The sequence below is a fragment of the Nostoc sp. LPT genome, assembly GCF_017115165.1.
Lineage (GTDB): Bacteria > Cyanobacteriota > Cyanobacteriia > Cyanobacteriales > Nostocaceae > Nostoc.
On sequence record NZ_JABXKF010000028.1, the window covers coordinates 1 to 18,598 of the forward strand.

General features: G+C 40.0%; 17 protein-coding genes and 3 pseudogenes. 9 read left to right on the forward strand and 11 right to left on the reverse strand.

Annotated elements, in window-relative coordinates; genetic code table 11:
* Positions 1–168 precede the first annotated feature (168 nt).
* Complete coding sequence (locus tag HWQ58_RS05685; RefSeq protein ID WP_292858920.1) at positions 169–1,074, reverse strand: bestrophin family ion channel; 906 nt, start codon at positions 1,072–1,074, stop codon at positions 169–171.
* 721 nt (positions 1,075–1,795) lie between these two features.
* Positions 1,796–2,203 carry a VOC family protein gene (locus HWQ58_RS05690; protein ID WP_292858923.1) on the reverse strand — a complete coding sequence of 136 codons (408 nt, stop codon included), beginning with the start codon at positions 2,201–2,203 and terminating at the stop codon, positions 1,796–1,798.
* Positions 2,204–2,820: 617 nt separating this feature from the next.
* Between HWQ58_RS05690 and HWQ58_RS05695 the strand changes: the two genes are divergently transcribed.
* Positions 2,821–3,006 (forward strand): hypothetical protein, encoded by a 186-nt coding sequence (locus HWQ58_RS05695; protein ID WP_292858926.1) that lies wholly within the window; start codon positions 2,821–2,823, stop codon positions 3,004–3,006.
* 84 nt (positions 3,007–3,090) lie between these two features.
* Here the strand turns inward: HWQ58_RS05695 and HWQ58_RS05700 are convergent, their stop codons facing one another.
* From HWQ58_RS05700 to HWQ58_RS05720, 5 genes and pseudogenes are all read right to left on the reverse strand, one after another.
* Entirely contained in the window at positions 3,091–3,612 is a 522-nt protein-coding gene (locus tag HWQ58_RS05700; protein WP_292858929.1) for a lecithin retinol acyltransferase family protein, read from the reverse strand.
* A 339-nt stretch (positions 3,613–3,951) separates the two neighbouring features.
* A complete protein-coding gene (locus tag HWQ58_RS05705; protein ID WP_292858931.1) occupies positions 3,952–4,812 on the reverse strand; it encodes an SIMPL domain-containing protein in 861 nt (286 codons plus the stop codon).
* 290 nt (positions 4,813–5,102) lie between these two features.
* Positions 5,103–5,477, reverse strand: a complete 375-nt coding sequence (locus HWQ58_RS05710) for a hypothetical protein (protein WP_292858934.1) — start codon at positions 5,475–5,477, stop codon at positions 5,103–5,105.
* 508 nt (positions 5,478–5,985) lie between these two features.
* Positions 5,986–6,156: pseudogene (locus HWQ58_RS05715) on the reverse strand (FAD-dependent oxidoreductase); the annotation flags it as partial.
* 265 nt (positions 6,157–6,421) lie between these two features.
* Positions 6,422–6,682 (reverse strand): annotated as a pseudogene (locus HWQ58_RS05720) (NAD(P)-binding protein); the annotation flags it as partial.
* Between the two features lie 134 nt (positions 6,683–6,816).
* Here HWQ58_RS05720 and HWQ58_RS05725 point away from each other — a divergent pair.
* From HWQ58_RS05725 to HWQ58_RS05735, 3 genes are all read left to right on the forward strand, one after another.
* Positions 6,817–7,659: a hypothetical protein gene (locus HWQ58_RS05725; RefSeq protein ID WP_292858937.1), complete on the forward strand. Its 843-nt coding sequence runs from the start codon at positions 6,817–6,819 to the stop codon at positions 7,657–7,659.
* The gene (locus HWQ58_RS05730; RefSeq protein ID WP_292858941.1) at positions 7,641–9,020 is read left to right on the forward strand and encodes an O-antigen ligase family protein; all 1,380 of its coding nucleotides are present in this window, start codon (positions 7,641–7,643) and stop codon (positions 9,018–9,020) included. The genes HWQ58_RS05725 and HWQ58_RS05730 overlap by 19 nt, the downstream gene beginning before the upstream one ends.
* Positions 9,021–9,301: 281 nt before the next feature.
* On the forward strand, positions 9,302–9,820 hold the full coding sequence (locus tag HWQ58_RS05735) for a hypothetical protein (protein ID WP_292858944.1): 519 nt from the start codon (positions 9,302–9,304) through the stop codon (positions 9,818–9,820).
* A 111-nt stretch (positions 9,821–9,931) separates the two neighbouring features.
* Here HWQ58_RS05735 and HWQ58_RS05740 read toward each other — a convergent pair whose 3' ends face one another.
* Both HWQ58_RS05740 and HWQ58_RS05745 read right to left on the reverse strand, forming a co-directional pair.
* A complete protein-coding gene (locus tag HWQ58_RS05740) occupies positions 9,932–10,120 on the reverse strand; it encodes a hypothetical protein (protein ID WP_292858947.1) in 189 nt (62 codons plus the stop codon).
* Positions 10,113–10,268, reverse strand: a complete 156-nt coding sequence (locus tag HWQ58_RS05745; RefSeq protein WP_292858950.1) for a hypothetical protein — start codon at positions 10,266–10,268, stop codon at positions 10,113–10,115. Before HWQ58_RS05745 ends, HWQ58_RS05740 begins: the two co-directional genes overlap by 8 nt.
* 244 nt (positions 10,269–10,512) lie before the next feature.
* Between HWQ58_RS05745 and HWQ58_RS05750 the strand changes: the two genes are divergently transcribed.
* The 3 genes from HWQ58_RS05750 to HWQ58_RS05760 all read left to right on the forward strand — a co-directional run bounded on the left by HWQ58_RS05750 (position 10,513) and on the right by HWQ58_RS05760 (position 14,150).
* Positions 10,513–11,034 carry a Ycf51 family protein gene (locus HWQ58_RS05750; RefSeq protein WP_292858952.1) on the forward strand — a complete coding sequence of 174 codons (522 nt, stop codon included), beginning with the start codon at positions 10,513–10,515 and terminating at the stop codon, positions 11,032–11,034.
* 696 nt (positions 11,035–11,730) lie between these two features.
* Positions 11,731–12,921, forward strand: a complete 1,191-nt coding sequence (locus HWQ58_RS05755) for an iron-containing alcohol dehydrogenase family protein (protein ID WP_292859029.1) — start codon at positions 11,731–11,733, stop codon at positions 12,919–12,921.
* Positions 12,918–14,150: an aspartate aminotransferase gene (locus tag HWQ58_RS05760; RefSeq protein WP_292858955.1), complete on the forward strand. Its 1,233-nt coding sequence runs from the start codon at positions 12,918–12,920 to the stop codon at positions 14,148–14,150. The genes HWQ58_RS05755 and HWQ58_RS05760 overlap by 4 nt, the downstream gene beginning before the upstream one ends.
* Before the next feature lie 247 nt (positions 14,151–14,397).
* Here HWQ58_RS05760 and HWQ58_RS05765 read toward each other — a convergent pair whose 3' ends face one another.
* Complete coding sequence (locus HWQ58_RS05765; RefSeq protein WP_292858958.1) at positions 14,398–14,907, reverse strand: calcium-binding protein; 510 nt, start codon at positions 14,905–14,907, stop codon at positions 14,398–14,400.
* Between the two features lie 183 nt (positions 14,908–15,090).
* Between HWQ58_RS05765 and HWQ58_RS05770 the strand changes: the two are divergent.
* Positions 15,091–15,306, forward strand: a pseudogene (locus HWQ58_RS05770) (IS4 family transposase); the annotation flags it as partial.
* A gap of 183 nt (positions 15,307–15,489) precedes the next feature.
* On the opposite strand, the gene HWQ58_RS05775 reads toward HWQ58_RS05770, so the two are convergent.
* Positions 15,490–15,894 (reverse strand): hypothetical protein, encoded by a 405-nt coding sequence (locus HWQ58_RS05775; RefSeq protein ID WP_292859032.1) that lies wholly within the window; start codon positions 15,892–15,894, stop codon positions 15,490–15,492.
* Between the two features lie 196 nt (positions 15,895–16,090).
* Here HWQ58_RS05775 and ppsA point away from each other — a divergent pair, with 196 nt between their 5' ends.
* Positions 16,091–18,589 (forward strand): phosphoenolpyruvate synthase, encoded by a 2,499-nt coding sequence (gene ppsA / locus HWQ58_RS05780; RefSeq protein ID WP_292858961.1) that lies wholly within the window; start codon positions 16,091–16,093, stop codon positions 18,587–18,589.
* Positions 18,590–18,598 lie beyond the last annotated feature (9 nt).

Sequence of the window (18,598 nt, forward strand, 5' to 3'; positions counted from 1 at the left end):
AAAATCGCTACACTCCACTATTTCTCATGCTTCCGCCTCCTTGTCACCCCTTCAGAATATCTACTTATTTCAACTTGACAGAAGTATTGAGTGAAGACTCAATACTATATGACCAGTTTGTTAAAGAAGTATTTTCAATACTACAATAATTTGTAATGTCTATTTTAATCAGATATTTTCTGTGTGCGATCGCGTATTGGGAGTCAAAGTAATTAAATCATCAATATTACGCTTCATTGTCTCGCAAATTGCATCTAATGGTAAATCATTAGCGTCATAACCAAAGGGGTTTTCTATCTCTAAGCCAATGGCTTCAATGCCAAATACAGTGAACCCAACTAAAGAAGAAATTAAACCTGTCCACCAACCAAGACTATCTACTATTTGAAATGGTAGCAGAAAGCAATATAATATCAGCAATTGCTTCAAATGAATAGCATAAGCAAGCGGCATAGGCGTTTTTAAAATACGTTCGCAAGCACCTAAATTATCCACAAGATTATTCAATAATTCTTGCATAGATGTTAGTTGGTAGCTGTTAAGGCAATTACGATTATACTGTTCCTGTAAATAATCTCCTATCCAAAAGGCAACCTCTATGGGGGGATTATTCATAATCTTCAGTTTTATGTACTTAGTAGATGGCATTAAATCTTCTAACTCGCTATTGACAGCTTCTCCTCGCAAATGTAATTTAGTTGTTACAGCAAAAGCTGCTAATAAGTTTAATGCTGTAATTTTCTTGTCTTTATCTTCTGGTGAAATTTCATCAACTGATACCCAAATTTGCCGCGCTAGATTTCGGACGTTATTTACTATAGATCCCCAGCATTTTCTCCCTTCCCAAAATCGCTCATAAGCAGTATTTGTACGAAAGACAAGTAACAAACCTAAAACAATACTAGGAATAACACTTCCTAAAATAGGTTGGGATACAGGTTTGTCAAAATGGTGAAGCAGAGAAATTAAAAATCCGAAAGCTCCACACCATAAAATATGTTTGAAAATTGCTTTCGTCACTGAACCTTTAGGTTGTAGTGCTGTGTGCACCCATTTGATTTTTTCGGCTATCATGTAGTCACCCTAATAAAATATTTATTGAACCGATATATTCAGCATTTATTAGCTTAAAAATAATCATTACAAAACTAGCAGAATTAGTAAATAGATACTAGAAAAACTATTCTTGCTAAGAGGTTGTTTGAAAAGTGGTATGTTGTGATTTTAATCGAATTATTACCCCCCTCAATCCCCCCGATATATTGGGGGGAAATAAGAAAATCCGGTTCCCTCACGCCACTTGCTTTTCCCAAGGGGAAGGGGAGACGCTGCGCGAACAAGTCGGGCATTGCCCGCCCAACGCAGTGGCTCCCCAATATAGCGGGGAGGGTTAGGGTGGGGTAAAAATATTTGATACATCAATCATGACTTTTCAAACATTCTCTAAAAACATAATATTCTGACGGTTATGTATTGTATTCTAGTTTCTGTTATAGAATTTCAAGCCCGGTTAAATACTTCTTATTACTACTGACACAAAGAGTTTTTTGATCGTCAATTAGGTAAATATTATATAAAAGTCAAAAGCGATGCCTACATGACAATTGTAAATAAATGTAAAGATTTTTCCGTGGCTGCATAAACTCCACATTTCATCCCGATAAATCTATGGAAGAAAAGGTATATTCCTATCGATAATGTTCATACAGCATTAGTCGGTATCATGTACCTTAGTAAATCAAAAAGTTCTAGCCTGTAAAAATCCTGCCCTGTACATTAAATATCTAGACATAACTTATTGGGTTATGTCTTTTTTGTTGTCATTAGTCTCGAAACGTTGAATTTCAATCAAATAACCATCAGGATCGCGGAAAAAACAATGGTAAATGTTGTATTTTTCATTTAATGTAGGTGGCTTTTCAAATTCGACGCCACGTTTTTTGAGATATTCAAACCATTCATCCACCTGCTGTGTTACTAGGGTAAAAATAATATTTGATTGCTTATCGGTTGGAGGAGCCGATGTTGCGCTTGCTTGACATAATCCTAAGTATCCAGAACCACTAACAGTATAAATTCGGCAGGTTCCTTGGTCAAGCCATAACTCCAAGCCTAGCTTTTGTTCGTAGAATTCTGTAGATACATTGAGATTATGGGTAGAAAAGAAGGTAACTTGTTGGTCGATTTGCGGATGAGTAGACATAAAACACATTTGAGTATATACCCTAACGACATCGGGCGATCGCAGATGTAAAAATTGATTGATGTTAGAAACCTGTTACTGCTCCAGAATGCCTTAAGTGCATCTGGAGTTTCCTTTTGAAAAAAGCTATAAAAATTTTCCCAATCATCGTGATATGCCAAAACATGGCTAAATAAGGATGCATACTGAATTATCTATATTTACCACGGGCATCACTTATTGATGTACCCCTCCTACCAAACAACTCTCGCAAAACAGCCTCAGTTTACCTGGGGCTGTTTTGCGTTACTTCCCACAGAGAAGGAATCTAAACAAGAATCCTCAAATACTTTTATCTACATTTGAGTGTATACCCGGATGACGTAGGATTTTATCAGGGTGAAAATTTGGTATAGGTAAATGCGTATCTTTCCTGACTCCAGATTTGTCACAAACATTTCTGGAGTTTTTATCATTACTGGAGTTTGAAATTAGCCATCTAGTCTAGATAGTGAATATTTTATTTTGATTATCAACACGTATGTTATAGCTGTGCAGTAAAATAAATATAAATTAGGAATTCTTATAAGAATTACTGAGAAAGTATGGAAATCTCAAATTTTACTCCTCAGAGAGACATGCCACAGCTACAAGCTTCAGAAACACTTGTACAAGCTAAGAGTATCAGCCGTCGGGAGTTTATGAAATTGTCATTAGAAGAACGGCGATGCATATTGGCAGCACAGGCTGAGTTAATGTTATTACATTACGAGCAAGATAGAGAATGGCAGGAGTTACAGACAGGAGACTTGATTGATTATTAGCTTTTTTACTTATAAATAGGGTTATCTGGCTTGCTGATTTTGATCCGACAGTGAAAGCATAAATAACAAAGGTCTGCTCTTTTTTTAAAGTAAGTTTAAAAACCTATTATCATTGTCATCATCGTCTTGATCTCTCCCAAGATTTAATATATTTTCTATACTTTTATGTATATATTTTTTACTTGATTCCGCCGATTGAATCACATTTATTAGGTTTTTAGACAAACCATCAGCGACAGCAATACCATTATGTCCTACAATTTCTTTAGCATTCTCCACTTGAAGACTAATTGGTTTGCCTATTTTACAATAACGTGCAAAATGCTCACAGTTATTATAAAAAATATTGTATGTTTCTTCTCCTAACCTTCGTTTTGCTCTCATAAAGACAACTATTGGAGGATCAAATGTATCATATTTCTCAATATAAACTTTCCTGTTTTTAGCAAACTCAATCATAGAAACCCATAGGATTATTCCATCATTTCTGTCTTTATATTTTTTTTGATAATGAATAACAGTTTCGTTACCACAATCGATTCCATGATGATAAGGAGGTTTATCATTATTATAAATACTACAGTATATGTGATCTCCTTGTGCCATTATTGATCTCCAGATATAACTATATATTTATTTTTAAATCTTTAGGCACATTTTATTAAATGGATTACTTATTTGTCATGAGTAAAAGTCGTAAATTTTTTCAATCAAGTTAGAAAAATCTTTAATTAGAAAGGTTTAAATATTAGATTTTGTCTAAGTAAATATTCAGTAAAATCAATAAAAAATATAAAACATTATAGAAAGTAAATCGCAAAACATAAAGTAAATTAGAAGCGCGATAGCACCAATCTTATTGATCTGACTCCGAGGAAAAATAGTTAAGCGATCGCACTTCCAATTTTGACTAAATCAAAGTGCGATTGCACTAAATATAAATGTTTATTTCGTTGTATATGTCACAAAAATATCCTTTTTCATTTCAACTTCTGCCGGTGCATCTGGATTATAAACTGGTGATAATAAAAAACTAGCAAACGACGGTAAAGGAACTCCAGTTTTAGAACCACATGAGGGATAAAATAATGTGTAAAATGGCTCGGCTACAGAAGGAGTACTAAGTTTAACTTCCATCGCAGTTGCTAAAGCCTGAGCGCGGCTTTGAGCATCTTTCATCGCTGATTGATAAACTGAACTCTGCAAAGCCTGACAGTCATTTACTGCATATTCAACACCCACACTCTTGACAGAAAGGTTTTCAATTTGGCTCGTGGACTTATTCGTTGTACCAACAATTTCCTGGACGCGATCGCGTGTTGGTTTTTCTAGTCTCACCAATATCTTGGCGTTATTGTCACTGGAATTAGGGTTAATCTGCACTTGAATTTTATCAGCCCTAATGCCTTTGGCAACTAAGCTATTAACTATAGGCTCAAGAGTTGCTTTAGTTAGGGATTTTTTGCTTGGTAAAGATTCTGCTGCTGTTTTGTAATTTAAAAGTAGAGTCGGTAAGGATATGGGACGGGTTTCGGGTAGAGATGATGGTTGCGTTTGTAACTGATCATTGCTACTTCCGCTACTGAATACCAACTCAATATCTGCTGTATCTGCTGGCACTCTCACTACGCCTTGACCGATTACCATTAATGAATGGCGATCGCTTGCTGGTGGGTAAAATAATTGGGCATTAGTGACTTTGGGTGTTAATGTCCCTATCCCAACAGTCACAGTAATATTTAGCAGTATTAAAGCAGTTATTTTTTTCATATCCTGGGAATGTCCTTTGAACTTAGTAATTGTCAAAGTTTACACCTCAAGAGGAATATACTGAATCCTTTATCCAAAATAATTGACTAAAAAAGGTACTGGTGATTGGGAATTGGGGATTAGGGGCTGGGGAAGAATTATTCTAATCCTCATCCCTAATTCTACATATAGTGCCAACCATCAAAGAAAGGTTGCGCTTTGACAAAAAATATTGAGCCAATCCCACGTTTTTTACACTGACTTTAGTCGTGAGATTAGCTGAAAATTCAAAAATTAACTGCGTACATGATTATATCTCAGCAGAGAGCCAAATTTTATTAAAGATATTAACCAAACCAGTGGGAAGGTTCACAAGCTGGTTCAACTGTTTCACAAACATGATGGTTAATCCAATCTGATTTTTCTTGAACGATTAGACAAATGCCTTGGTGAATCAAATTCTGTAAATGTAGTTGCTGCTCTAAGGGTTTACGAGGCAATTTGTAATAAGCCAAGCTTCCTTGTTCAGCCTCCGGTGGAATCTGTTCGTCAGACATGACGCTGTAAAAGGAAGGAATGCGATTGAGGACGAAAGTAATTAGCTCTTGGCGTAAATCAGGAATCGCAAAGGCTTGTTGATATGGATCGGATGGATATGTATTCAAAACACTTTCAATTTCTTCCACTATTGATTGTTGTGTTAAATTGACTACCGTTTTCATGATTTTTAAACTCCTTTTTTAATCAAGTCAATGCTTGGTTTAGAAAATAACTTTTTTAGATGGTCATGTCCTGATGACAACCAGTCAAATTACTTTTAGCTAATAGATACAATCAACCCCGAAACTAGCTTTTTATCTTGGTACAATATCAGACATTTGGCTTTGCTTATTTTAGTTAAATTTTATACTGTTTCACAGCATCACTTATTAAAATAGCGTCCAACCATCTGGTAAGTTAGCGACATTTTATATTTATAATCATAATTATTTCAAATTTCTGCCAAAAAGGCAGAAATCTACATAAAACGCAGTATCAAAGCTAGGGGATCAAGGTTAACAGCAATAAAATAACTTGAATTAGGAACAAGTTTTGAATGAAATTAAGCTTTTTGAGTAATTGACATCACTTTTTAGGCTTGGGGCAAAATTTGCTATTTCATCTAAAAAACTTATTTGTTGCACTTTGATTTAGTCAGTCATAAAAATTGCGACTCACTATAGTGCAGAATCAGTCTAGCGACAGATGAAATGAACGGGTAAAAACGTTTAAAAAGTTCACATTATCGAAAGGGAGATAACGCAACTGATTGTTAATTTCATCAGCCGCAGCTAATCCAGAAAGCATCGCACCTTTTACAAGATTGCCGCCACACCAATTACCACAGCAAACTAAAGGTAAGCCTGTTGTCAAAAGAAGCAGGGGAGCAGGGAGCGGGGAGCAGGAGCAGGGGAGAGAGCCTGGGACGAAGCTTGTAACCCCTCCCCAGCCGAGCCTTACAAAGGTAGGTATTTTGTATTTGGTCATTTTTTGACTATTTCAGCTGATGCTTAAATCCTGAAACGACCAAATCACGTTAAACACTTGAGAATTTTCTCAACTATTTTCAAGATTCTAAAAAACCTACCCTTGAAAGCCCTGCTCCCTTCCCCTCTGCCTCTTCGGTGAGTTCGTAAACCTCATCTGTCCAAACTTCGAGGATATGGCACGCTCGCAATATCTCCACAAAACGTCTAAATAATTCACCCTTTGGCTTCAGGTAACAAGCCCCATGATCCACCAAAGTTCCATGCAAGCGGCGTGTAGCTAGTCTTCCTCCCAAACCACGCGACTTTTCCACCACTACCACCGAATATCCAGCTTGACTTAACTGCTGGGCGTAGACTAAATCGGCAATTCTGGCACCAATCACTGCAATATCAGTCATGAGTCAATAGTCCTTAGTTAGTTATTGGTCATTAGTTATTGGTTATTATCAAAGGACAAAATTACTACTAATGACTGCTGAAAGCTAATAGTAGAATAAGGTACAGAAAGCTGCACGGAAGGGAGGAAGGGAAAGTGGATGAAATGAGGGCGGCGCTAGAGTTAGCGACCGAAGAAGAGTTGCAAGACTTAACGGCAATTCTATTTAGTCGTAAGTTCAATCCCTTAGACTATGTACACACACCCGAACCCATCGAAGTACAAAGCCAAGACCGCAAAGCTTGGTTAGATGCACTAGAGGGCCGCTTTCGTTTTTTGGCGGCAGATGGGATGACAGTATTACGGGGACGCACAGGGCAGGTAACTTACCGACAAGCGTTAGTTCAAGTATGTAAGTATCTAAAAATTCCCTATTCTCATCAGCTGGCAACTATTGATTTAGAAGCAGAAGTATTTTTGCATCTGCTAGGACAGGTGTGGAAAAAATTGCCGGAACAGGAAAAGCAAAAATTGACTATACAGGTGCAGCGTCAGCTGCTGAAATCAGAACTAAAACAACCCCTACCACTTTTATTGCAACGCGATCCCTTGGGATTACTTTTTAAAGGCGGTAGTGCGCTGGCGGTTACTTCTCTTCTCCAGCCACTTGTACTTAAGCAAATTGCCCGTCAATTTGCCATTCACTTTGCTACTTATGAAGTAGCAAAACAAGCGGCAATTACAGGCTCAGAAGCAGCTGCAACCCAATTTCAAAGCTATGTAACCATGCAAATGGCGCAACGGGGTATGACAGTGAGTGCAGCTCGTTATGGGGCAGCCCGCACGATGTTTGCTGTGATTGGCCCAATGATGTGGACTTGGTTTATTGCAGATTTAGGCTGGAGAGCGATCGCCACTAACTATGGTCGAATCATCCCCACTATCTTCGCCTTAGCTCAAATTCGCCTCACCCGTGAGGAATGTTGGGAGCCAGCTTGAACAAGGTTTTTGACTATTTCAAATCTCGTTGGCAATCTTCTTGGAACTACTCTCTATGGGCACTGTTAATCTTCCCATTGAGTCCTTTAGTGGGGGCGGTGACTGTAGGTTTTGTCTCATTAATAACTTGGCTGAAACAATCCCGCAAAATTAATCGCCGCCCCCTCAACTGGGGATTTGCCCTATTGAGTGTTTTACTGATCGTGAGTGCTGGGTTTGCCCAAGACAAAACAGCAGCTTTCCTCGGCTTATTTAATTTATTACCATTCTTTTTACTTTTCGCTGCCCATAGCGCTCTGATTCAAACATTTACCCAATTGCGGCAAATGGCTTGGGTTTTGGTGATTGGTTCCATGCCAGTAGCAATTATGGGCTTGGGACAGTTATTTTTAGGCTGGAGTTTCAAGTTCCAGTTTGTGTGGGTTGTGTTTAGTTGGACAATCAGACCAGGCGGAAACCCACCAGGTCGTATCGCTTCACTTTTCTTGCACGCTAACACCTTCGCAGCTTATCTAGTAATAGTTTTCATCCTTGGTCTAGGGTTGTGGATTGAACAATGGCGATTGGCGATTGGGTATTGGGGATTGAACATAAAAGGCAGAGGGGAAAGACTTACTGCAACTTTTCCTCTGCTACCCCAGTCCCCAGTTGCCTTTTTCTTCCTAACCGTGGCGGTGATTACAAATTTCATTGCCTTGATTTTCACCAACTCGCGTAATGGGTGGGCGATCGCTATTTTTGCCTGTTTAGCTTATGCACTCTACCAAGGTTGGCGCATTCTTGTAGGTAGCGTTGCTGCGATCGTTTCTAGTGTGTTTTTGGCAGCTTTTGCTCCCTTACCAGTTGCTCAAATTTTTCGCTTGGCAGTTCCTGCATTCTTTTGGGCAAGGTTAAATGACGATATGTATCCAGATAGACCAGTCGCTTTAATGCGAAAAACTCAGTGGGAGTTTGCCTGGTCTTTAGCTCAACAACATCCTTGGACTGGTTGGGGATTACGCAGTTTTAGTACACTTTACAGAGCAAAGATGCAGATTCCCTTGGGTCATCCCCATAACTTGTTTTTGATGTTATCTGCTGAAACTGGTTTTCCCAGTGCTTTTTTATTTTGTGGCTTACTAGCTTGGATTTTGATTACAAGTGTCCAATTACTGCAAAAGTCAAAATATCTAAATACAGGAGACAAATTGATATTTTTCAGTTATCTTCTGTCCTTTGTTGGGTGGATTTTATTGAATACAGTAGATGTAACCCTCTTCGATTTTCGTCTGAATGCGCTTTCATGGCTAATTTTGGCTGCCATTGCTGGAGTAGTACATCGTTATCACGAAAAAGACAGGCATGCATCTCATCAAAATTAGCTATTAGTTTTTTCAGTGTATGCACTGGGGACATTGAGAGTTTTAAGTTAATAATATTGTTATATTCACGTCTGTGAGTGTGACTAATACCTAATTAGTCACTGTTGCTGATTGTTGGGAAGGTGTAGGGACATCCCTTTGGGGTTTTCCTGCATGACGGGCATCTCTTGTAGATGCCCTTTTGTATATTTATTATTTTTCTTTAGTTAAACACCATCTTAACAATATTTAATTTGACCAATATCTGAAAAATTTTTATCTTTCATAAAGGAATGTAAAACATGGTTACTGAAGTGAAATTAGGTCTTTGTAACCCACCAGAACCTATTTATTTGCATGTGAAAAGCGGAGAATTAAACGGGGAATCATACTTGTGGTACAACTACGATATCAATAACGATCAAACTATTCCTGTCCACAAAACAGGGCTAACTGGGTATATATCTGAACTGAAATTAAAATCGGGAGAATTTAGGGGAAATATCAACCATAAATTACATATCGTTGTTAGAGCGGATGAAATTTATGTTGTTAGGACTGGGATAGAAACAAACTTTGCTAAAACTTTCCTTTTAGCTGCGTCATGTGTCCAGGACTTTTCCAAACCCCTGATTATCGCTGCAATTGCTGGAAAAGAGAATGTGGTTTTTTGTAACCTCTACGACGCGGCGACTAAAACCAGGATTCGCTCTGAATGGAACAGAGATGCCGATTGGCTAGCAATCATTGATAGTGTTCAAACGAAGTTGCAGACATCTCAAAATTCCCATATTGTTTCTGGTGAGCCAATACTATTTTAGAAAAACTGGGGAGGCTGGGGAAGTCGGTTAAGCAATTTCTTTCCCAGCTTTATTCGCTAAAACCTAACAAAATTAAATTACTCACTAACGGAATGATGCTGTGTTTTTTAGCTATGGCTCTAAGCCTTGGCTACGTTTTTCTTGGATGATTTGTTGTAGCTCATCTACTGAATTAAGACGTTTGCCATTAGACTGAACATGTAATGTTAGGGCGTGAATTGCTTCTGTATCGCCACGATTTTGTAAGATATAATCTCGCAATTGCTTGCGTGTCATTTCTCTAAAGTTAGGCTTATTCATAATCAACCTCTCCTTCTGGATTAATTACTACAACTGTCTCTTCACCTGCTATTACTACGATGTTATCTGTTCGCTCATCTAAGCTAACTAGGTAAACCGGGAGATACATTCGCGTTAACCAAGTCAAGACTCTGTATAACTGTTTCAATTGTTCTGAGGTTGGCTCTATTCACCGCTAAACTTAGGCTAAACACAAGTTGAAACTTTATTATGACCGATAACCTTTATGGTGTAATACTAATTCTTTGTAGAAACTGCACAAAATTAGGCTTGGTGATACAAGAGGCTTAAGCAAGTTGTTCTATCTATGCAACCTCACAGGTAATCGATGTAAGCTCTCGGTAAAATGGGTGTGTCGGTAACGAAAAAAAGACGCCTCCATAACCAACTTTATGCTCACAACAGCTAACTTTCTTCAGTACACCCAATGGTCAGGTATAGCTACATTGGTATTTGCTGCCTTGACATTTTTGGCTTTTATTCTCAAATGGGGCATTCGCTTTCGCCTGGTGGGTACGACTGGCTTTATGCTGGTGGTGACTGCTGGTTTATTTGCACTCTCAATAGTCCCCTTGAGTCGGACTGTGATTCCCGGAGCAGCTCGGTACACTCTAGTTTATGACAATGGCTCAACACAAGCAGTGATTGCCACATCACCCCAAATTACACCCACACAATTAGAAGCAACTTTACGTCAAGCAGCTAGTAATCTCTTTTCTTATGGTCGCTCAGGTACACAAGAAGACGACAAGTTGACAGTTCGCGCCCGTACCATTATCCATCAGGAAACAGGGATTTCTGTCCCAGTTTACTTGGGTGAGGTCAAGCGATCGCTCATTTCTCATCAAAATTCCCCAGTTACAGTCAAAATTTACACAGACAATTTTGCCAAATTGCCAAAACCCAACGCTTAAGAGGTAGGGAGCAGGGAGTAGGGAGAGCAAAGGAGAAGAATAATTAATGCCCCATGCCCCATGCCCCATGCCATATGCCCTATGCCCCATGCTCAGAGAAAAAAAGTAATTTACCTGTTATCAGGATGACAAAAATTATTTTGTATTTACTGATACATTAATGGTTATTTTTAGATTAAGATATTCACACTTTAGTGGTTATACTGTGGGAAAAAGTTAATCAGCGTGGGGTAATGGGTACTAATAGTTGTAATTTGTCAGTTGTTATCCTAATTGCCCCTGTTGCCATTTTCAAAATTCTTTGCAGCAAATCAAGGGGTTGTAGGGGCATATATTTGCATACTTTACATATATATCTGTAGCTAAAAATTGTATGAAATAGCACGCTCGCCTACACATTATCAATTCTCGATTGCTTTTCTTGAGAATCTGACAATGGTAATGTTAATTAATTATACGGTTATTCAAAACTTTGATAGTTCGGAATTTCAGGTCAATGGGTATTTATAGATTCAAGCAATGTCGTCAAACTACCCAATCAGTCGGCAACAGGACTTGTCTATTTAATTGCTTGGCTAAAATCCAGATCAGCCGGGTGTCAGGTTGGAGCCATCCAAAAACCAGCTTGGCAACAAGTATCCTCGATCGCCAGTCTATTTGATTAAGAAATATCAAGGTTTTGGCAAACGAGATTATATGCCCAATAATTTTTCTACTCAACCTTCTTTGTCTACTCAAACCTCTAGTTCATTATTTACGCTCACAGTTTCCCCCGCAAAAGTAATCCGTGGTTCTGGGGTGTTGCAAACAGCCGCAGCAGAGATTGCCTGTTTGGGAAGTCGTCCCTTAATTGTGGCAGGTAAGTCTACTCTCGGCATCAGCCAACAAAATTTACAACCAATTTTAGAAGCACAACAGTTACATACTGTCCAAGCTTCTTATGGTGCAGATTGCTGCGAAGCTAGCCTGAAATCTTTACAGAAGAAGGCAAAAGAACATAAAGCTGATGTAATTATCGGTGTTGGTGGCGGCAAAGCCTTAGATACAGCGAAATTAGTCGCGCAGCAGTTACAGCTGCCAGTGGTGACAATTCCCACTTCCGGGGCTACTTGTGCAGCTTGGAGTGCCTTATCGAATGTTTATTCGGAAGATGGGGCTTTTCTCTACGATGTGGGGCTATCTCGTTGTCCCGATTTATTGATACTCGATTATGACTTGATTAAAACTGCACCACAACGTACCTTAGTAGCTGGAATTGGTGATGCGATCGCTAAGTGGTACGAAGCCTCAGTTAGCAGTGGACACTTGCAAGACACTTTAATTATTGCTGCGGTGCAACAAGCACGAGTTTTGCGAGATATCCTGTTGCAAAAGTCAGCCACCGCCCTCGAAGAACCAGGTAGTGAGGTTTGGCGAGAAGTGGTAGATGCCACTGTTTTATTAGCTGGGGTAGTTGGGGGACTTGGAGGGGCACAGTGTCGCACTGTTGCCGCCCATGCTGTGCATAACGGTTTAACTCATATTTCAGGACGTGGAAGTATTCATGGCGAAAAAGTTGCTTTTGGGATTTTGGTGCAACTGCGTTTAGAAGAAATGCTACAAGGCAATCAACTTGCTGCATTGGCACGGCAACAGTTGTTAAAGTTCTACGCAGAAATTGGACTACCCCAAAAATTAACTGATTTAGGATTGGGCAATATTACATTAGGCGAATTGCAAACAGCCGCCGAAATGGCTCTAGTTCCTAATTCTGACATCCATCGACTACCGTTTAAAGTCGCGCCAGAACAGTTAATGGCGGCAATGGTTTCTACCACTGCACCTATAGATAGTAGAGATACTACAAATCGAGTTTCGCCCAAGGGAATGAGTGACGAGGTTTTATGAGTTTAAATTGGATTGTCCCAGCAGAACGCATACAAAAACTACCACCTTATGTATTTGCCCGTTTAGATGAACTGAAAGCTAAAGCACGGGAACAAGGGTTAGATTTAATTGACTTGGGTATGGGAAACCCGGATGGTGCAACGCCAGCACCAGTTGTTGAAGCGGCGATCGCAGCTTTAAAAGATCCTGCTAATCACGGTTATCCACCCTTTGAGGGCACAGCTAGTTTCCGCCGTGCCATCACTAACTGGTATCATCGCCGTTATGCTGTGGTTCTCGATCCTGATAGCGAAGCCTTGCCATTGCTGGGTTCTAAAGAAGGATTAACTCATTTAGCACTCGCCTACGTTAACCCTGGTGATTTAGTTCTGGTTCCTTCCCCGGCTTATCCGGCACATTTTCGCGGCCCGGCGATCGCTGGTGGGAAAATCCACAGCTTGATTCTCAAACCCGAAAATGACTGGTTAATTGATTTAGCTGCGATTCCTGACGAGGTTGCCAAACAAGCTAAAATCCTTTATTTTAACTATCCCAGCAATCCTACCGCCGCCACCGCCCCCCGCGAATTTTTTGAAGAAATCGTCGCCTTCGCCCGCAAATATGAAATTTTGCTAGTGCATGATTTGTGTTACGCCGAGTTAGCTTTTGATGGTTATCAACCCACTAGCTTGCTAGAAATTCCCGGCGCAAAAGATATTGGTGTGGAATTTCACACCTTATCTAAAACCTACAATATGGCTGGTTGGCGCGTCGGGTTTGTCGTGGGGAACCGCCATGTAATTCAAGGTTTGCAGACGCTGAAAACTAACTTGGATTACGGCATTTTTGCCGCATTGCAAACAGCAGCTGAAACAGCTTTGCAACTGCCAGATGTGTATTTGCACGAGGTACAACAACGCTACCGTACCCGCCGCGATTTCCTCATTCACGGGTTAGGAGAGTTGGGTTGGGATATCCCTAAAAGCAAGGCGACGATGTATCTTTGGGTGAAGTGTCCCGTTGATGTTGGTTCCACAGATTTTGCCCTGAACGTATTGCAACAAACAGGCGTTGTGGTTACTCCAGGTAATGCCTTTGGGGTTGCAGGTGAAGGTTATGTCAGGATCAGTTTGATTGCAGACTGCGATCGCTTGGGTGAAGTTTTACATCGCTTCAAGCAAGCTGGCATCCGCTATCAGCCTGAAGCTGTAGTCCCTGCTTCACAGGCGATCGCCGATCTCGTTAGTTGATTATAGAAAGGAAAACCAATATTACATGACTAACATTTTTGCTGATGATCTTTGAGATCGTGTAAAAAATAGATGAATCAGTTTTAAATTTTTCTTCTTTACCCGCAAACTAGGATATTGAATGAAGAGGGATTAATTGCGTCTCCCCTTCTCTACGAGACGCAATCATGCCAATGGTGGACGCTCAAAGCTTTTCAAGAGAGGGGTTTTTAGGATACTTTACGACTTTCCAAACATCTCTTTAAACTTAAACGAAGATAGTGTCAAGGCTAAACGAGAAGTTTGTTACGCCTTCCAATCTTGCGATCAGGTTATTGTCGGTTGTGCGAAGAAAGGTGTCGGCTCCAAAATTACCTATAGTTGCTCTATAATCGGATGCGCTACCTTTTAGGACAACCTTATCTCCTTCGTTTCGGTCGAAGTCCCGAATTATGGCAAAGCTATCATTGCCTCGATAGAAGACACTAAGGTTGGTACCGAGAACAAACTGGTCAGATCCAGTCCTACCAATAAGATTGTCTTGTTCGCCGTTAACCGGGTTTGGTACACCGCCTATCAGAACATCATTACCAGCTCCAGCATCAAGTTGATCGTTACCATTTCCTCCAACAAGTCTATCATTACCAGGTCCAGCAAATAGTCGATCATTACCATTAAGTCCGGTAAGAGTGTCGTTACCACCCAGTCCAGAAATAGATTCTGATGCATTAGTCCCTACAAGATTATCGTCGAATTGAGTACCATTTATATCAGCCATAAGTTTTCCTATTATTTAAACGTTTGATACTCCATATACACTTCAGCTAATAGGAATTATGCATGTTGTTGGCGAAATATAATTTAATCCTTCAACAGAATTTTCCCGTTAAGTCTTAAAAAGCTTGCTGAGAAAGGATTCTGGATAAAGCACAACATATACGGTACAGTCGATGCAATTGTTATCCTCAATCCCCAACAAATTCGCATTTTGAAAGCTAAATCACCCAAACTACCCAAGACATTAACAGTTAGTTGGGCTGTGCAAGCGTTGGCGCAGCCCGCCGCAGGCATCCCTTGTTTAGGGGGCTACTTAGAACATCGACATAAAACTCCTATTGGTATCCAGGTACTGTGGCGAGGCTGGTTAAAATTGCACGACAAGAGTGAGGGTTGGCAAGCTTGCAAAAGAGACTTAACGGGAAAAATCAGAATCTTAAATCCAATATCTAATTTTTTTGCTATGGTAATCCCAAAGGAATTGTTAAGTGCTTACGAGATGTAAATTAAGTGATTAACTACTTATTGAGTATATTTATACAAATATACAGACGTATTTTACAGATAAAATACATCTTTATTGTTACTTAGTAGGTTGAGTAATACGCATTTCAATATCTTTTAATGTTTGTAGCAATAAACGATTTGCCTGCAATTTCCAACCCCATTTCTGAATTCTATAAGCTAATACAGTTCCAACTACAGACGCTAACAAGCCTATGGGTTGATTTAAAGAAATTCCTAGTAACAAACCCAATCCAGCAATTCCCCAAAATGGTAAGGCTACTGCTTGTCTTTGTTCTTCTATAACTTGGGTAATTATATTAGATTTCATAGTAGCAAGTAATGCCTCTTTGACTTGCTGCTGTTCTGTTAGCGATACTGTTAAACTTATTTTACGGCGTAGTTTTTCTATTTTGCGAGCATCAGTGCTGTATTCAGTTAGTTCATCTTCTGCCATTTTTAGGAGTCGTTCTAGCTGCGCCATCATGTATTACATCCGGTATTTTGATTGAGTTATTAAACTGAATAATTGTTAATTTTTCTTGCTTAAAATTTTGTATTTCATTGCCAAAAATCAAACTACGCGACAGAACCAAAAATCTAAAGTTGAATATGGGAAAAATAAATATAGTAGCAGTTATGCACTTACAAGTTGAGTATAAACTTAAAAGGTAATATTTATGACTATAGTATCTAAAAGCACTTTGTCTCTATTTGCCCAAGAACGATCGCTCATTCTTTGGTTTGATGAAATTGGTATTGCTGATATACCAGTAGTTGGTGGTAAAAATGCCTCACTGGGGGAAATGATTCAACAGTTAACACCCAAAGGCATTAACGTTCCTACAGGATTTGCTACTACTGCTTACGCTTATCGTCATTTCATTCAATCAGCGGGGTTAGAAGCAAAACTACGTAAACTCTTTGCTGACTTGGATGTTGAAGATGTCAAAAATTTACGAGAACGCGGAAAAAAAGCGCGATCACTATTAATCCACACACCATTTCCGGTAGAATTGCGGGAGGCGATCGCCACAGCATACCATAGTCTCTGTGAACGATACCATGCAGACACAGATGTGGCAGTCCGTTCCAGTGCCACTGCTGAAGACCTTCCCGATGCTAGTTTTGCTGGACAGCAGGAAACCTACCTCAATGTTGTCGGTGTTGAAGGAGTTTTAGCAGCTTGTCATAAATGCTTTGCGTCTCTATTTACCGATCGCGCTATTTCTTATCGCCACACCAAGGGATTTAACCACTTTAGCATTGCTCTAGCTGTGGGTGTGCAAAAAATGGTGCGCTCTGACTTAGCAACCTCTGGGGTGATGTTCTCCATTGATACAGAAACCGGTTTTAAGGATGCAGCACTAATTACAGCCGCCTACGGTTTAGGTGAAAATGTTGTTCAGGGATCTGTAAATCCCGATGAATATTATGTTTTTAAACCAACTTTAAAAGCTGGTTTCCGCCCAATTATCGATAAAAAATTGGGCAGTAAAGAACTGAAAATGATTTATGATGACGGCTCAAAATTTACGAAAAACGTTTCGGTTTCGCTCAGCGAAAGAGGTAAATTCGCCCTGAGTGATGAAGAGATTTTACAACTAGCAAGTTGGGCATGTTTAATTGAAGACCATTATTCCCAAGTCCACGGCATTTTCACTCCAATGGATATCGAGTGGGCAAAAGATGGGATTACTAACCAACTTTTTATTGTGCAAGCGCGTCCCGAAACTGTCCAGTCACAGAAGACGGGAAATGTGTTGCGGAGTTATCGGTTGGTATTGGGGAATAGAGAATGGGGAATAGGGAATGGGGAAAATTCCCACTCCTCACTCCCTGATTCCCAATCCCCAATCCCTCTGGTTACGGGACGTGCGATTGGGGAAGCAATTGGTCAGGGAAAAGCACGCCTAATTTTAGATGTTCAGAAACTAGAACAGTTTCAAGTTGGGGAAGTTTTGGTGACAGAGAGAACCGATCCCGATTGGGAACCAATTATGAAACGTGCCAGTGCAATTGTCACCAATTCTGGAGGCCGCACCTGCCATGCAGCAATTATTGCGCGAGAATTGGGTGTACCTGCGATCGTCGGATGCGGCAATGCTACGGAAATCTTGAAACCTGGTCAAGAGGTAACAATTTCTTGCGCTGAAGGGGAAGAGGGAAAAGTTTATGCAGGTTTATTACCTTTTGAAGTGGAAGAAGTTCCTTTAGAAAATTTGCCCCGCACCCGCACTCAAATTTTAATGAATGTGGGTAATCCTCAAGAAGCATTGAGTTTATCTGCAATTCCCAACGATGGCGTAGGTTTAGCGCGGACAGAATTTATCATTGCTAACCAAATTCAAATTCATCCAATGGCGTTGATTTACTATGACTTGTTAAAAGATGAATTTGTCAAAGCTAAAATTGCTGACATTACCGCACTTTACGAGGAGAAACCCCAGTATTTTGTAGATAAATTAGCCCAAGGTATAGGTAGAATTGCGGCGGCATTTTATCCCAAACCAGTGATTGTGCGAATGTCAGATTTCAAAAGTAATGAATATGCCAATTTGTTAGGTGGGCGACAGTTTGAACCCCATGAAGAAAACCCAATGCTGGGTTGGCGGGGGGCGGCGCGTTACTATGATGAAGGTTACAGAAAAGCTTTTGCCCTAGAATGTCATGCCATCAAGCGGGTAAGGGAAGAAATGGGTTTGACAAATGTTATCCCAATGATTCCCTTTTGTCGCACTCCCGATGAAGGGCGTTTGGTTTTGGCAGAGATGGCAAAAAATGGTTTAAAGCAAGGTGTTAACGACTTGCAGGTTTATGTAATGTGCGAGTTGCCGAATAATGTGATTATGGCTGAGGAGTTTGCTGATGTATTTGACGGCTTCTCAATTGGTTCCAACGACCTAACTCAATTGACACTGGGGATAGATAGAGATTCGGCGTTAGTGGCGCGGTTGTTTGATGAACGCAGTCAGGGTGTGAAACGAATGGTAAAAATGGCGATAGAAGCGGCGAAAAAATGCGATCGCAAAATCGGCATTTGTGGACAAGCACCCAGCGACTATCCAGAATTTGCCCAGTTTTTAGTTGAACAAGGAATTGACTCGATTAGTCTGAATCCAGATTCGGTTTTAAAGACAATGTTGGAAGTGGCAAAAGTCGAGGGTACTAATTCGTAATTCGAGTAA

Excerpts from the sequence above, each read along its gene's own strand:
- HWQ58_RS05765 (WP_292858958.1), bottom strand. The coding sequence starts at position 14,907 with ATGGCTGATATAAATGGTACTCAATTCGACGATAATCTTGTAGGGACT.
- HWQ58_RS05760 (WP_292858955.1), top strand. The coding sequence starts at position 12,918 with ATGAGTTTAAATTGGATTGTCCCAGCAGAACGCATACAAAAACTACCA.
- HWQ58_RS05700 (WP_292858929.1), bottom strand. The coding sequence starts at position 3,612 with ATGGCACAAGGAGATCACATATACTGTAGTATTTATAATAATGATAAA.
- HWQ58_RS05690 (WP_292858923.1), bottom strand. The coding sequence starts at position 2,203 with ATGTCTACTCATCCGCAAATCGACCAACAAGTTACCTTCTTTTCTACC.
- ppsA (WP_292858961.1), top strand. The coding sequence starts at position 16,091 with ATGACTATAGTATCTAAAAGCACTTTGTCTCTATTTGCCCAAGAACGA.
- HWQ58_RS05695 (WP_292858926.1), top strand. The coding sequence starts at position 2,821 with ATGCCACAGCTACAAGCTTCAGAAACACTTGTACAAGCTAAGAGTATC.
- HWQ58_RS05710 (WP_292858934.1), bottom strand. The coding sequence starts at position 5,477 with ATGAAAACGGTAGTCAATTTAACACAACAATCAATAGTGGAAGAAATT.
- HWQ58_RS05755 (WP_292859029.1), top strand. The coding sequence starts at position 11,731 with ATGCCCAATAATTTTTCTACTCAACCTTCTTTGTCTACTCAAACCTCT.
- HWQ58_RS05740 (WP_292858947.1), bottom strand. The coding sequence starts at position 10,120 with ATGAATAAGCCTAACTTTAGAGAAATGACACGCAAGCAATTGCGAGAT.
- HWQ58_RS05685 (WP_292858920.1), bottom strand. The coding sequence starts at position 1,074 with ATGATAGCCGAAAAAATCAAATGGGTGCACACAGCACTACAACCTAAA.
- HWQ58_RS05750 (WP_292858952.1), top strand. The coding sequence starts at position 10,513 with ATGCTCACAACAGCTAACTTTCTTCAGTACACCCAATGGTCAGGTATA.
- HWQ58_RS05730 (WP_292858941.1), top strand. The coding sequence starts at position 7,641 with ATGTTGGGAGCCAGCTTGAACAAGGTTTTTGACTATTTCAAATCTCGT.
- HWQ58_RS05775 (WP_292859032.1), bottom strand. The coding sequence starts at position 15,894 with ATGGCGCAGCTAGAACGACTCCTAAAAATGGCAGAAGATGAACTAACT.
- HWQ58_RS05735 (WP_292858944.1), top strand. The coding sequence starts at position 9,302 with ATGGTTACTGAAGTGAAATTAGGTCTTTGTAACCCACCAGAACCTATT.